The organism is Novipirellula rosea (assembly GCF_039541335.1).
GTDB classification, from domain to species: Bacteria; Planctomycetota; Planctomycetia; order Pirellulales; family Pirellulaceae; genus Novipirellula; species Novipirellula rosea.
Genome location: NZ_BAABGA010000035.1, coordinates 47,774 through 63,057, shown reverse-complemented (window position 1 = coordinate 63,057; position 15,284 = coordinate 47,774). Strand labels below are relative to the sequence as shown.

General features: G+C 53.7%; 11 protein-coding genes. 5 read left to right on the top strand and 6 right to left on the bottom strand.

Annotation, left to right across the window (positions count from 1 at the left end; genetic code table 11):
• The first annotated feature begins 271 nt into the window (after positions 1-271).
• On the top strand, positions 272-1,786 hold the full coding sequence (locus ABD971_RS13135) for a M20/M25/M40 family metallo-hydrolase (RefSeq protein ID WP_345322713.1): 1,515 nt from the start codon (positions 272-274) through the stop codon (positions 1,784-1,786).
• Positions 1,787-1,816: 30 nt separating this feature from the next.
• Here the strand turns inward: ABD971_RS13135 and ABD971_RS13130 are convergent, their stop codons facing one another.
• Together ABD971_RS13130 and ABD971_RS13125 are read right to left on the bottom strand one after the other, a co-directional pair.
• Positions 1,817-1,960 carry a hypothetical protein gene (locus ABD971_RS13130; protein ID WP_345322711.1) on the bottom strand — a complete coding sequence of 48 codons (144 nt, stop codon included), beginning with the start codon at positions 1,958-1,960 and terminating at the stop codon, positions 1,817-1,819.
• A 221-nt stretch (positions 1,961-2,181) separates the two neighbouring features.
• The gene (locus tag ABD971_RS13125; protein WP_345322709.1) at positions 2,182-2,823 is read right to left on the bottom strand and encodes a DsbA family oxidoreductase; all 642 of its coding nucleotides are present in this window, start codon (positions 2,821-2,823) and stop codon (positions 2,182-2,184) included.
• A gap of 664 nt (positions 2,824-3,487) precedes the next feature.
• Here ABD971_RS13125 and ABD971_RS13120 point away from each other — a divergent pair.
• The 3 genes from ABD971_RS13120 to ABD971_RS13110 all read left to right on the top strand — a co-directional run bounded on the left by ABD971_RS13120 (position 3,488) and on the right by ABD971_RS13110 (position 8,074).
• Positions 3,488-3,658 carry a macro domain-containing protein gene (locus tag ABD971_RS13120; protein WP_345322707.1) on the top strand — a complete coding sequence of 57 codons (171 nt, stop codon included), beginning with the start codon at positions 3,488-3,490 and terminating at the stop codon, positions 3,656-3,658.
• Positions 3,659-4,103: 445 nt separating this feature from the next.
• Positions 4,104-5,441: a sulfatase family protein gene (locus tag ABD971_RS13115; RefSeq protein ID WP_345322705.1), complete on the top strand. Its 1,338-nt coding sequence runs from the start codon at positions 4,104-4,106 to the stop codon at positions 5,439-5,441.
• 809 nt (positions 5,442-6,250) lie between these two features.
• Entirely contained in the window at positions 6,251-8,074 is a 1,824-nt protein-coding gene (locus ABD971_RS13110; protein WP_345322703.1) for a hypothetical protein, read from the top strand.
• A gap of 94 nt (positions 8,075-8,168) precedes the next feature.
• Here the strand turns inward: ABD971_RS13110 and ABD971_RS13105 are convergent, their stop codons facing one another.
• Complete coding sequence (locus tag ABD971_RS13105; protein WP_345322701.1) at positions 8,169-9,887, bottom strand: SHD1 domain-containing protein; 1,719 nt, start codon at positions 9,885-9,887, stop codon at positions 8,169-8,171.
• Between the two features lie 14 nt (positions 9,888-9,901).
• Between ABD971_RS13105 and ABD971_RS13100 the strand changes: the two genes are divergently transcribed.
• Positions 9,902-10,120, top strand: coding sequence for a hypothetical protein (locus tag ABD971_RS13100; protein ID WP_345322699.1), 219 nt, complete (start codon positions 9,902-9,904; stop codon positions 10,118-10,120).
• Between the two features lie 1,449 nt (positions 10,121-11,569).
• On the opposite strand, the gene ABD971_RS13095 is transcribed toward ABD971_RS13100, so the two are convergent.
• From ABD971_RS13095 to ABD971_RS13085, 3 genes are all read right to left on the bottom strand, one after another.
• Positions 11,570-12,829: an outer membrane protein assembly factor BamB family protein gene (locus tag ABD971_RS13095; RefSeq protein ID WP_345322697.1), complete on the bottom strand. Its 1,260-nt coding sequence runs from the start codon at positions 12,827-12,829 to the stop codon at positions 11,570-11,572.
• Positions 12,830-13,300: 471 nt separating this feature from the next.
• Positions 13,301-13,990: a hypothetical protein gene (locus tag ABD971_RS13090; protein ID WP_345322695.1), complete on the bottom strand. Its 690-nt coding sequence runs from the start codon at positions 13,988-13,990 to the stop codon at positions 13,301-13,303.
• Between the two features lie 872 nt (positions 13,991-14,862).
• A complete protein-coding gene (locus ABD971_RS13085) occupies positions 14,863-15,276 on the bottom strand; it encodes a methyltransferase domain-containing protein (protein ID WP_345322693.1) in 414 nt (137 codons plus the stop codon).
• Positions 15,277-15,284: the final 8 nt, after the last annotated feature.

Here is a 15,284-nt window from a genome sequence, read left to right as displayed (position 1 = left end):
AAGGCAATTTGCTATGCTGCCTACTGGTACGATTTCAACAGTCCACCCTGCTCCATATAGCACTCGATTTTAGTCGTCTTCAGTTCAATTGTAGGCACTGAGCAGTTTTCTTGCACCGGAGGCAAGTGCTCGCTGGCTGAATGGCCACGACGCAGGTCGTACCAATTTTGCGATACCCTACCGCAGCCATGACGTGCCAACTACGATCTCGCTTGAATCAATTCATGGCGAGACCCCAGCGGCATCGTTTGCTTCATGGATACAGGTTCCGATGAATCAATTAAAGAAATTCGCTCGTCGCAGCAGTTATGTCCTCGCGGGGCTTCTCGTCATGCTGCTGATTGTCCTGGGCTGGAATTACCTTTGGTTCTCAAGCAAACAACTGCAGGTTGTGCCCGCACAGCAGATCCTCTGGAACAACGAGTCGCTTTACAAGCATTTCCAGGGGGCGATCCAAATTCCGACGGTGTCCGAACGTCCGTCGACGTTGACGGAGGACTCGCCACTGTTTCAATTTCGAGATTACCTAGCGGAGACGTTTCCCGCCCTGCATCGCCCTCCGTTTGTTCGCCGGACCGGTGTCGATTTTGGAGACCCGTTGATTCCCAGCGTGCTGCTCGAATGGCCGGGTCAAGACTCCAGTTTGCCGGGAATCTTGTTGATGTCTCATTTTGATGTCGTCCCCATTGAGACGAACACCCGCTCGGAATGGACGCACGAGCCATTCAGCGGCCACATCGACGGGACATTTCTGTGGGGACGCGGAACCTTGGACTGTAAACACGGAGTCATGGCGATCCTTGAAGCCATTGATCGACACGCCGCCGACGGTTTTCAGCCGCAGCGTACGATTTATGTTGCCTTGGGACATGACGAAGAACTCGGCGGCCAAAATGGCAACGGCAAAATGGCGGAATGGCTACGCAGCCACGGCCGCAAGCTGCATATGGTTCTCGACGAAGGTGGCTGCATCTTCACCGAGTTCCCCGGTCTCGACCAACCCGCTGCTTTGATCGGAGTTGCGGAAAAAGGAATGCTGAACGTTCAACTAAGCGTCGAAGTCTCGCCTACAGAAATCGGGCATGCCTCGATGCCACCCCCGGAAACAGCAGTCAGCATTTTAGCTTCAGCAATTGACCGGGTGCAAGCGTCTCCATTCCCTGCCCGCATCGACAGTGGGCTGCGTGACACTCTCCGTTTTCTTGGTCCCGAAATGCCGTCTTTTAATCGGCGACTCGCAATGGCCAACCTGTGGTTGACAGAGCCCTTGATTAAAAATCAATTGGCCGGGAAGCCTAGCAGCAATGCACTGCTGCGTACGACCGTCGCACCCACGCTGATTCAAGGTGGCGTCAAAGCCAACGTTTTGCCGCAACATGCTACCGCAACCCTTAATCTCAGACTGATCCCGGGGGACTCGATCGAAGAGGCTACGGAGCATCTCCGTCAAAGTATCGACGACGCACGCGTGGAGGTTTCTCCGCTTCCTTTTGGCAAAGCGGCTTCGCGAATGTCGAGTACCGAATCGATTGCCTTCAATGACCTACATCGCACTATTCGCGAGGTCTATCCGGAGGTTGCGGTCGCACCCTTTGTCTTGGTCGGCGGTACTGACAGTGTGCACTACAGCGATTTTGCTGCAGACATCTATCGTTTTATCCCGGCCCGGATCGCCGAACGTGACACACAACGATTTCACGGAATCGACGAACGCATCGCGCTGCAAGATTACACGGAGATCGTACGTTTCTTTTATCAACTAATTCTAAACCAAACGGGCCCTTAAGCACTTTCGACTGATGGCTTTGGCTGATCCTTACAGCAGCGTGAGCTCGTGGTCGTCCAGTTCGAACAGGTTACCACGCAGTTCTACGGCGAACTCGTCAGCCCGCGGCCCATGTTCTGGATCAGTGCCTTCGTTGATATTGCGTGAGTCGTGAAGCACAGCGAACAGTGACACGACTTCGACATTGGCTCCAGTTACTTCCGCCTGCCTCAGCCCAATTCCGAGGACTCAGGCCCAATGTGCGACGCCATGATCACCGCCCAGTGGAAGAGAGTAATCTTCAAGGACGGCTTGGAGGATTGGCTTCAGGTTCATGGACTTACTTAGAAATCGCTTTGATCTGACTCAATTAATTTCTTCCGTTTTCGCATACAACGCTGCCGGTATTTTCCCTGTCACGGTGAAGAATTCATCACCCGTCTGAACGCCTCAAGGAATGTTTCCGCCTGTTGTGCGCCGGACAACGTGATCTTCTGACCAATGATGAAAAATGGAACCCCTGTGACCCCATGCCGCTGCGACAGTTCGCTGCCGTTTGAGATGGCTTCCATTCCATCATCGCTGTTCAACATGGTGTCGGCAGCTTGCCGGTCCAGTCCGGCCTCAGCAGCCACGTCAATCAGTGTCTGACGATTGCCAATGTCTTGCCCCTCGCTGAAATACGCACGGAACAGTGCCTCAACAACCGCATCTTGACAATCATTCTGATCGGCAAGCCAGATCAGCCTGTGAGCATCCACAGTGTTTGGTGTTGTTTCAGATTTGTCGAAGGCAAAATGAATCCCGTCGGATTCCCCAGCAGCAATAACTTGAGCATCCAGTTCCATCGAGCGTTCCCAACTGCCGAATTTTCTGGTGCGATACTCCTTGCGACTGATGCCCGCTTTCGGCATTGTCGGGTTCAGCTGGAACGGATGCCAGTGGACCTGCACGGCGTGCTGACCATCGAGAGCAGCAATCGCCTTCTCGAGTCGTCGCTTGCCGATATAGCACCACGGGCAGATGACATCGGAAACCACGTCAACCGCTAGATTCATCGCAACTCCTTAGGAACAACAGTGATGTGTCTTTATTGGCATCCCTGTTCAACGGCAAACACCCTCTTCAACGGCAAACACCCTCTTCAACGGCAAACACCTTCGACAACACTGACATCGGTACGATTCGTATTCAATCGACCTCAGCATTGTCATGAATTTCTCGACGCTCGTCTGCGGTACGTACCATCCCACCGAGAATCAGCGCCATTTTGATGTTCCAGGGAAGCTAAATTCTATCGAGGCGAGAGCAGCGGGGATAGAATTGATGAGAGAATTATCTTGAAGATGTGAATGACGTTTCGAAGGCTTCACGATAAATCGTAAGATACCGAAATGGCGGATTGATTGTATCATCGCCGCGGAGCATTTCGCAGGTCGGGTCGTTGGATCAAGGTCGTTGTTTGAGGAATCCGGTTAAACATTAATGACAAGAAATCCTTTGCGTTGAGTAATCTGTTGCCGCAGTTTACGGTTTTTGATTGGAAATAGAAAACAATGCCCCTCTTTCAATGCCCGAAATGTGGAAGGCAATATCTCGTTCCTCTGGCAATCTGCGAGTCGTTTCTTGACGACACACCCATGACCACGCCAGAAGACAGCACTGAACCGGTATTTGTGCTTCCATGTCCCGATTGTCCGCCGCACAAAATTCGTGTCGTTGATGGCGACCTACCTACTCGACCAAGACGTTGATGTGATCGTCAATGCGTGGCATCGGAATATCATCCCGTGGTGGCAGTTACTTCCCCAAGGTGTCTCGGGTGCAATCAAGAAACGTGGCGGCCATGGTCCATTTAAGGACGTAACGCGTGTTGAATTCAGACGACGCTAAATGACCTCTGAATCGAAGGGCATCATGGCGGCACCTTTACAAACTTTGGCGACTATTCGGCCAGCCTTTGACGGAGCGAATCGGGATTTCGGTCGGGCGAAGCGGTCCGAACGATGGAGTTGTTACGCATGTCACGGCTAACAACAACAGAAAACTCACTGCGACGGCTAAGATTTCGCAGTCCAACGTCAGCCCTGGCAAGACCCCCGTAGCGGAACTCGTCACGAATTTCGGGGGGACTCGCCGTGCATCGAAAATCTTGACGATTTCCGCTACGAAGACAAGCCGCCCTTTGATGGCAACCTTTTTATTAGCGACGCGCGGATGGGGAGCCGCGATAAATGATACAATCGACTTTCAAAAATTGATGGTCGACGGCAACCACGCCTCTGGTGACCAAAACAATTCGCACAGCACCCTATCATACACATGCAGAGGAAAGTCTATGAAGTATCCTGCCCAATTCCTCGTGCAATCATGCTTGGTTTTGCTTTTCTTAGGAAACGCAGTTCAGGCTGAAAATAGCAAACCGAACATACTGCTGATTTTCGCCGACGATGTTGGTCAGGAGGTATTGGAGTGTTATGGAGGCCAATCCTACCGCACTCCGCACTTGAACGAGTTGGCTCGCACAGGCATGAAATTCAATCATGCTTACAGTATGCCCGTCTGCCATCCTTCGCGGTTGACATTGATGTCGGGTCGTTACCCGTTTCGCCACGGCCACGTCCCATGGGGAGACTACCCCAAAGACGCCGAAGACCAAACGTTTTCGCGATTGTTGCAAACCGCGGGGTACACGAATGGAATTGCGGGCAAGTGGCAATTGTGTTTGTTACGAGACGATCCGCTTCATCCCCAGCGGATTGGGTTTGACCAGTCAGATTTGTTCGGCTGGCACGAGGGGCCGCGGTACTACGAGCCGATGATCTACACCAACGGCAGCGTACGAGATGATACGCTCGGTCACTACGGCCCGGACCTCTACCAGCGCAGCTTGATTGAATTTATGAAAGCGAATCGGGATCGGCCGTTCCTGGCTTACTATTCCATGGCGGTTGCGCATGAAGTCACCGACGACCTGGATCCCCCCGTCCCGCACGGTCCCTTTGATCGGTATGATAACTATGCGGAAATGGTCGCCGAGATGGATCGCGGAGTCGGCCGAATGGTGGCCGCACTGGACGCCTTAAAACTTCGTGAAAATACACTGATCTTGTTCCTCGCGGACAATGGTACTCCGCCGGAGATTATCATCCGTGCCGATGGCAAGGAGCTCGTCAGAACTCCGGTGGTTTCGCGTCGCAACGGGCTCGATGTGCCGGGAGGAAAAAAGCAATTGACCAATGCCGGTACGAACGTCCCTATGATTGCCAATTGGCCAGGCACGATTTCGCCGGGGCAGCAAGTCGATGACCTCGTGGACTTCAGTGACATCCTGCCGACGTTTCTCGATTTGGCCGGCGTGCCGCTGCCGTCAGAACTAAAGTTGGACGGCGTCAGCTTCGCCAACCGGCTTCGCGGCCAAGGGGCCTCGCCACGTTCTTTCGTCTACTGCGAGGAAGCCGTGCTTCCAAAGCCCGGTGGCGTCGAACCCGACGGTGAAAGCTCGGGTCTGAAATGGGTGCGAACGCAAGCCTGGAAACTGTATAACGACGGTCGGCTGTTTCACATGGCCGAAGACCCGGTCGAACAATATCCGCTGGCGGCCGAACAGGATAATTCGACTCGTAAAATGATTCGCCAAAAGCTTCAGCGAGAATTCGAGAGGCTCGGGTTCTAGCGACTGCCACAAAACAAATGGAAACGCGATTCGATGATGACGCAGGCTTTGTCGCGAGCGGCTGTCCTGACATCGCGGATGCCCCCCGAAACTTTTTGGCGAGTATCGCGACGAGACGCTTCACCGCCGTTAACGGTTTTCGCGCTAGCCACCGTTCCGTGAACCCAACAAAACGCACCCTCGCAATGGACACACCGCTCCAACCGAACAGACACTTCGGCGGTTAGCGTCTGGAAGTGATGGACGACCAACTTTCCGAACAGGTGCATACAGATAGAATGTCAAGCATCCAAGGGAGAATAAATGACAAGCTTCGATGAACTAGCGTGTTTGTTTCGCGACCCCAAGTAGCCCGTCAACACTACAACGCAATTGATAAGACGGGTGAACCTTGGACCTTCGTTGTGATGCAGGGTAAGGCGGTTCTCTCACCGTTCACTTTCAAAAACCAACCCACAAAACTGAAAATAATTCGCTGGTTTAACGATCGTAAAAACCAACCCGCCGGCGAAATCGAATACTCCGAGAAATCAATCGGTTCCAAAAGACTCGATCGTAGTATCGCTGAAATTGCAGACCGACTGCTCGATGCCGAGAAGCGAAACGCATCACGTCGAAAATAGCACCGATCGTCAAGCGTTCGCACGACGTATACCGGGATCCGTTAACCACAGAAAGTTGTGGCGAGTTAGCGAACCCGCATATTGCGCGAATTTGAGTCTCCTCCATTCGCGATGTAACAATGCAGTGCGATCCCCGCTCTAGTTAGTAACCATTTTCTAACGATTAGCAGAGCCCGGAGAGAAAGCATGTCGCCCAAACAACGTCGAACGCCGCGTACGAAGAGTCAGCGAAACACGGCCCGCAAGAATCTACGACTCGAATCGCTCGAGCGTCGGGAATTGATGGCCGGGGACGTGTCCGTCCTAATGAATTCGGGAACATTGCACGTGCAAGGTGACGCTCAAGCCAACGTGATTGAAATCCAGCAGCTGCGGAACGGCGATTTTCGAATCTCCTCCGAGGATGGCGGAGCAACGAAGATCAACGGCCGCAAGTACGTCGATGTAGACGGACGCTCGGTGAAATCGATGATGATCGACATGGGCGAGGGAGATGACTATTTCTACGCCCACGACTTCGATGTGTTTGATCTCGGCGTGCTATTCGGCAACGGTAACGACGCCGCAGACATCATACGGATTACAACCCGCGACGACCTGACGATCGATTCGGGCGACACGGGTGACGACACGTTCGCTCTGATGTCAAGTCAAATCGGTAGCGACGCGGTGGCCAACAATGACTTGACCATTCGCGGTAACAGCCATACACAAACCGCTGTGATCACCAACGTCGTTGTGCAAGACGACGTGTACGCCTATTTGGCAAGCTCCAATCTCGAATCCGACTCGCTGTTCATCCAGGACCTGACGGTGGAAGGGGAATCGTACGGAGGCTTGGCAAGACTGCGGGCCCAGACGATTAATGGGGGAAGCATCGATGTGACTGGCGATATCGACATCGACTATGCCGGCACGATCGATCTGCACGATCTTTCGGCGAGCGACGACATCTGGGTGAACACGACCAACGGCAACGACCAAATCGAATTGGACGTCACCAACGTGAACGACCAATTTGTCATCTACGCCTACGATGGTCACGACGAGATTTCCGTGACAAGCAACGACAGTGTGAGGGTCTATGGAGGAAACGGAAACGATACGATTCGTGGCGGCAGCGGCAACGACACGCTGATTGGCGGCAATGGTCACGACATCATCTTCGGCAACGCGGGCGGCGACACTTTGCAGGGTGATGGCGGAGACGACGCGTTATATGGTGGATCGGGAGCCGACAATCTGGATGGCGGGTCAGGCAATGACGGTTTATTCGGCGGGTCCGATTTCGACCTTGTCGCTGGAGGAACCGGCGCCGATCGATTCCTGTCGTGGCTCACCGCGGGCTCGGATTCGAGTCCCTCTGATCCTGATACGCTGAAAGATGTCGACGCCGAGGATGCGACGATCAAATTTAAAAATGGAGTCACGTCGACGTTTACGATCGAAGGAACGGACACGGCGTATCCCGGCAAGGATTGGTCCGATTCGGACATCGAACGGTTGGACGTCGCGTTGGCGGCACTTCATCGAGCCACGGACAACACAACCTTGCTGAAGACCGCCGCGAAACAAGACATCATGTTCGAGCGTTTTTCCGGCGAGCTGCGAGGATTCAATAGCGGCACCCGAATTGTACTCTCTGACAAACAGTTCAATCGCACCGAAGACTATCTACGCTGCTATGTGGTCCATGAGATCGGACATTTTTGGGATGTCGAGAATCCGTACTGGAACGAGTTTCAATCGCTGAGCGGATGGACCCCAAAAGATACGAACCCGGACGCTTCGACTTACGACCAAGCTGGCAACGGGAGCGATTGGTACTACCTGAAGTCCGCGAATTTCACCAGTGGCTACGCAAAGAATTCACCAAGAGATGATTTTGCTGAAGCCTTTACCGCCTACTTTGCTCAGGCCGAAGGTTGGAACTGGTACTTGTCCGGCAATGGCGCGATCGACGCACCCGAAAAGGTCACGTTGATCGAAGGCTGGATCAACGAGCTTTAGACGCCACTCGGAAATCGCAGAAAGACAGGTTGAGCCCAATGACTCAGCCGCGATCAGCCACTTCCGTCCCAGCCACTTCCCTCCCAGCCACTGGCTATTCGGACGCTGGAAGCTGGGTACATGCGACGACTTTGATCGCACTGCTGGTGTCCGTTCTCAGCAGACAATTCCCTACCCATGCGTCCGATGGAGCTAAACTTGGATTCCCCGCAATTCCATCGCTGCGAAGCTCGGTCACAATTTCATTTGCCTGCAAATCGAGCAAGCTTCCACGTGAATTGATGATGTATCGCTCGTCCAAAACATGGAAAGGCGAACCGGTTCCAGCCCACTTCCCTGGAATTTCGTCTGTCCGCGCAGGCTGCCACGACTGAGTACTCAACCAGACCAACTTTGTTCCCTGCAATGACACAAGATGTTTGCCGTCCGCAGAAAACGCTTCGAAGGTTCGATCAGGAATCGACGAGCAATGCACGAGATCGAACGATTGTAAATCGAGAATCAATCGTTTCGCGGGCGCATCATGGGTGAAGTAGACAGCCAGATATCGACGATCTGGGGATAAGTGTGCCAGACAATGACTGTGCGTTTGAAATACATAGTCGAGGGAAAATGCAACCTCTCCCGAATCTAAATCAACCACTTTCAAGTCACGACCACCTTGCAGCAGCAAACGATTGTTTGGCAAAAAACTAGGGAGCGCACTGCCATTGTAGGGATAGCCGAATAGTTGCCTAATTTCGCTCTGCAGCTCAACAGCTGACTCAGCCGGGTTACCCGCATAGATTCGCCACTGATAAAATTTCTCGCCGCTCTGATCTTGCGACGCAGCGTGGGTCAACAACCGCCCCGAACTCGGCTCGACACACGCAACCTGCTCCCCTTCCGCAAGCAGGAAAGGTGCAGAGACTTCACCCGAGACTAACGAAACCCATCGAAGTGCCTTATTCTTGATCCCCTTTGCGGGCCGTGTGACCTGCACAAGCACCGATGCATTCTGTCCGCCAATCGGATAGACGCGATCAACCGATTCATCGCGATAGCCCGGGTACCGAACTGTGGCTTCCGGAAAGCTGCTCAAAAGTGGCTCGCCGATGTTTAATGCCATCGGTTGCATGTCTGGGGAAGCCTGCAGAAGGCTCGACCTTGGCTTGAAAAATTTCTGGTGACGCAGGGATTCTTGCTCCAAACGAATCGATGTGGTTGCCTGTTCCCCCAAAGGTATCAAAGTTGCAAGCCGGACACCGGATTGTGCGGCAGACACGGAGGTGTGCTCCGACCTATCGACCTGGCTTTTAGTGGCATCCGCCGACATCACTCTCGGCTCCGAGGAATTCGCGGCCTCATTATCCGTCGGATCCGCCGTGGCGAGGGACGCTTGGTAGGCCTGTTTCGCCGCAACCAGCTTGGCGGCAATTTCTTGATCACCATCGGACAATTTGTCGATCGGAACCGCGACAGTGCCTCCTTCCGCTTTAAGTAATTGCAAGGCCTCTGTTGTAACATCGACTACGGCGGCTTTGATGCGAAACTTCCCACTTTGGTCTGACCAAAATCGGCTGCCCAGCGTCCAAGGAGGGCGTCGCAAAACGTTCATGGCGAAAACGCCTTGCGTCGGTTCACCATCCACCTCGGCGGACACCATCGCTCGCCCTCTTTCGACCTGCACGACAGTCCCAACATGCCATTGCTTTTCGTGAGAAAACGCAACCGACTCTCCGACGCGAAAGGTGTCTGCAGCTTGCACAAGCGGTGGAGCCAATGAAAACGCAACGTAGAGCGTCGCAATAGTTCGAACGACCGTGAAGTTCATCAGAATTGCCAATCGTGAAATTTCGTAACAACGTAACCGCAAATTCTAACGTCCCCGAAACCAATTTACAAACCATCGCCATCCGAGGACTCAGCGCCAACAAAAACGTATCGTCAAGGAGGTCCAACGCAGCCATTGCTCACGAAGATTTTGGCGATGGCAAACGATCGATCCTGATCAAAATCGAGAAGCCCTTCACCGACAAACGTTTCAGCCAAACGTTCGCTACGTGAAAACTTAACGACGGCACACGATTCCACTTTGCCATGTTACGATTCAAGGCACCCAACGCCGTCCTTTATCCGCTTACCACCGGACCTATTTCGCAGCATCACGTAACGTCGCAGCCTTGGGATTAATCGCCCACAAGACGTTCGTCCATTGTGCTCGGTGTTTCTCTAGCGGATCGAGGAAGCCGTTTTCGTTGCGGGCCTCGTTCGGCCTCGTTCGGCCTCGTCCCACTACTCGATGTAGCCGCAATGTGCCAGCCGATATAGTGCGGCGTTAACATCATGCTGCGAAGCATCTCGTCGTAAAATCGCGTGACGTCTTCGAGCGACTGTGCGCCAGTGCGGCAGCGGACATCTCCATTGGCTCCCCTCGCTCCGTAAATTCGGATGGAAACGCTTGGCCATCGGAACCAAACCAAATCCGAATTTGTGGGGAGAGGGGAGCAGGAGAATCCGGGTTTCGATTTGCCGGTGGTGCATTCGCACATGCCGACGTGTTTCCTGTCGTCGCGTTGCGACTGGGCTCCCTTTTGTTTTTTCAAACCACGGACTCACGTCCGTGGCTATTGCCTGTCGTCACTTCGTGACTAACCCTTCGCGGACCGAGAAAGAGTCCACGAAAGAAAAAAGGTACGAAAGAAAAAAGGTACGCGGACTCTTTTCATGTTCAGCAATCGCCTTTACTGTTTGACCGAACCGGTCAAACCACTTCTTTTTTTTACTCGACCTCTTGGTCGGCATGGTCCGCCCCGCCATGGTTGTCACGGATAGATTTGCTTTGAAAAAGAAAGCTCACTGCGTAACAGGTGACTCCGACGCACCCAGAGTTGCGAACGGACGTGCGATTTGTCAGCTGAAGTACTGGACGCTGATCTGGATCGAGCCCAAACAGATCTCCACTGGTTCCCCACCACCTGAAGTCTGAGGAAAAAGATTGGTGATTGTAACCAAAACGAATCCGGATTTTTGGGAGATGGGGCGTCAGAGATTCCGGGTTTCCATCTCCCGGTGCTCCATTCACGCTCGTATCCCTGTATAATGTCGTCGCGTTGCGACGGGGAGACAGTCTGGCACGGTTGGCACCAGGATAGATAGTCCAGTGCTCAGTTTTGTAAAATCTTTCTGTCGCACCAATCTTTCTGTCCGCTCATGCGGTGAGAGCGAGCTTGCACGCTGGAACAGGGCAGACTCAGAATCGATGGAACGATGTGGTGTGCGCGGACGAAAGGTCGACAGAAAAATTGGTGCGACAGAAACATGAGACTGCCATCGCGATTCGTGACAGAACACGACTGCGGGCGTCGTCTCCACCTTTTTCATCTCTCATCTTTTTTCCTTTCGCTGCATTGATCGTGCGTTCCACCGTGGCGATTGCACGTCGTTACGTCGTGACTTGCCAATCGCGGGAAGAAATAAAACTACGCGGACTCCTGCGCAAAAACCGCAGCTCCATCAGCGTGGCGGGTTGCCGATGCAGAACAGGGCGTCTCCGCTGCGAAGGAAGAAATTGCCTTGCGAAACCGCGATCGATGCCATCGTCTTACCGTCCAGTTTGTTCGTGGCGATCCGCTTGTATTCCGCCCCAGGCTCAAGCACCGTGGTGACGCCTTCTTCCGAAGTGATATAGATTCGGCCGTCGGCTAGCAGTGGCGATGCAGAGTAGTTGCCGCCGAGTCGTTCCTGCCAGACAATGTCACCCGTCGACGCCTGGAGGCAGTACAGGATGTTGTCACGAGAAATCGTGTAGAGATACGGCTTGACGTACAGCGGCGATGGCAACGCCGGGACGCCGCGAGTCTGTTCCCAGGCAATGTGCGTTTCGGTCACATCCCCGCGGCCGCCTGGACGAATCGCTCGGATCGTCGGCTCTTCGAAACCGGACGAGGTAAAGATCAAGCCTTCACCGAGCACGGGTGAGGGTGTCACGCCCTCGCCCTGACTGTAGACCGACCAGATTCGCTCGCCTGTTTTGACGTCGTGTGCCTGGACACGGTCGCCACCGGCACTGATTACCGTTTGTCCATTGTCGATTCCGATCGGCGTCACGTGTCCAACTCGGGACAGTCCCCGCTTGCCGCGCCATCTCGTATTGCCGGTCTCCTTCTCGATCGCCAGCAGGACGGCCTGGTCCCACGGTTCCTTCCAACCGACTCGCTGCTCTTGCGGACTGCTGCCATCGAACGGCATGATCAGCAGTTCGCCGGAAAGCATTGGTGAGGCACCGAGGCCATGCAAGCTGTGGAAATCGACCTCTTCGTTCTTCCACACCCTTTTGCCGTCGAAGTCGACCGCGACCACCGTGCCATCGTAAAACGCAGCGTAGACCCGTTTGCCGTCGGATACCGGTGTCGGCGTGGCGTAAGAGTTCTGCGCTCGCTTGGGTCCAGGCACCTGGCGGTGAACTTCGGTGTTCCAAAGCATCTCGCCACTCTTGCGATCGATCCCGATCACTCGACATGACGCGCCACCATCGGTCGCAGTCGTCAAAAAGACGTGGTCGCCCGACACGATCGGAGACGACCAGCCTTGCCCCGGAATCGGCGTCTTCCAGGCGATGTTGCTGTCGTCGGACCACTCAAGCGGCAGACCGCTTTCCGGCGTAATGCCCTGTCCGTTCGGGCCTCGGAAACGAGTCCAATCTTGGCCGCATAGCGAGTTCGGAACCGCCGACAAACCGGCGACGAAAACCATCGTACAAAACAGCAAACGCATGACAAAAACCTCTTTGAATTCTTGGAAGGAATCCGATCATGATACCGCAAACCCTCCGTAGGATGTGCTTTCAGCAATCGGTCTGGTCTACGTTCGTATGACTGCTGGTCGCTGCATGGCTCATGCACCATGCCATCGACACGCCGATTTACATTTCCTCGCCACACAAACCGAATGAACATCCAACGTAGTGGACGAGGCTACGAGTCCCGGTGATTACCGCCGACTCACGCGTCCCGACTGGTTCGCCATCTATCCCTCGGATTTACTCAGGGCATTTGGAAGCCGCGCCTTCCAAAAGGGATTTATCGGACAACATCGACAGCCACACGACGGCTCACGTTGGAGCAACTGTCCTCGAAGGCGGTCGACCTTCTCGGGCGGCATCACTATGTTATGTTTGGTTGCCAAATGCTCGACAACATCATCCGTGGTCGCGTTAGGATTCTCTTCGAGATAAAAAAGAGCCAACTAATTCGGGGGCAATAAGTGTGCGTCATGCATTGCTTCAAACGACATCTTGTCAAGCTCATAATCCGAATACGATCGAGCAAGAATTTCACCTGCAGCGGGAGATCCCGGCAAGGCTGATTTTTCTGTCTGTGAAAACACGCTAGCGACCAGAGACTGGTCGAGGGACCAATCATCGTCCATTAGAACCAAGCCTTGCTCCGTAAAAGGTTCGCTCGTCAATGTGAGGTCAATCTCACCTTCGACACAGGTGAGACGCGCGACTTTTCCAATGCCAAAGAAGCACTCTTCAAAGCGGCTAGCAATCAGCCCCTGCTCAATGAAGTCAATTGCGACAGTCGGACCATCATCGGAAATATAAAAAACTGCAGCATTTTCGATTACCTGCAAAGAAAACTCCAAATCAACCAGGTATGCCTTCACTCCTTCGCGATCTGTCACGGTGGGGTATGTGCGGTCCAACAAATATGTCACATCGTTACTTCGGTCTCCGTAGACAAGCAAGCAAACAGACACCCAAACAGGCTCCAGAACGTCAACAATTTTCCCTATGGGAATAGCAACTTCGCTTCCATCGGGTAAGCGAAATCCGCCCCCGCGGGAGCAGTGCATCACGCGCATTCTCAATGCTTCGAGAATCGACGCAAGATCCGTTGTCTCGGCGACGTAAATGATATCAGACTGGGGCATTAGAAATAAAACTCGGGTGCAATCGAGGATTCGGTGAGCTGATTGGTAAGGCGAACGATTCGGATCAGCGGGAACCGGGAGTTGGGCATCCATGCGTGAAATGTGACCACCGGCCCTCCACTGCATCCGACGGTAATGGTCTTGGCCGATGATAAATATCGATCTTGTCTTCAGCTTCTTGGCTCGCTGCGAACTCACTCAGAACCACCTAATTGATTGATACAGAGCACCGCGGTCGCATCCCGATGCTAACGGACACCTCTCTCCTCTTGCCTCGCATTGCTTCGCGCGCAACCGTCGCGATCAAGTTTGCGGTATGAACTTTAGCTTCGTCGAAATCCGCATCATTCGTAGTAAACACCGCTCATGATCCTCTGCCCACGCATCATGCGAATCATCATTATGAACATCGCACTGTCCAATTGACGACGCGAATTGACGACAGCAAGACCAATAAAATGATACCTCCGTTAATGACCAAACACAGGCAAAAAAATGGACGACAAAAAGACGAGTCGAGAAATAACAACGCACGCATTACTCCGCATTTCAAATTTTCCTGACTGTATTCGCTGCCCCCTGAGCATGCGAACACAAATCACGAACCCGTCTGCGCCGCCCCCCTTATAGCGATTTTCACTCCTCACTCCTCACTCCTCACTCCTCACTCCTCACTCCTCACTCCTCACTCCTCACTCCTCACTCCTCACTCCTCACTCCTCACTCCTCACTCCCAGCTCCGTGTCTCCGTGTCTCCGTGTCTCCGTGTCTCCCCTGTCTCCCTGTCTCCCTGTCTCCCTGTCTCCCTGTCTCCCTGTCTCCCCCGCCCATTCGTCTTCACCCTTTTGCCAATTCACGTCTGCACCAGGTGGTTACCTGTGCGGTTTGGTCGCCGCGACCATGTAGCGCTGCGTTCGTGTAGAGGGCAACGCGTTCGTGTGGTCCATCAGCCCCACAAAGTCGATCCGGAAACCAGTGTTCTCGAGCAAGTAGGGGACAGTCGCTGTCGTTCGGCAGGCAGAGAGCGGAAGCGTATCAACCACACCGTCCCATTTCCCGGACCAGTCGTGACGATCAAATAGACCATCCATCACGACGACGGCACCGCCCGGCCGAAGCCAAGAGTACCAGTTCCGAAACGCGGCAAGAGGATCAAACAAGCAGTTTGCGAGTTGGCGTGAAGCGATAAGATCAAAAGATTCCCCGTGAGAACAGGTTGAATACGGATCACCCGTAAGCGTCAAAACGCGATATTCGAATGCCGCTGACTTGGCCGCCCGATTCACGGCCTTAT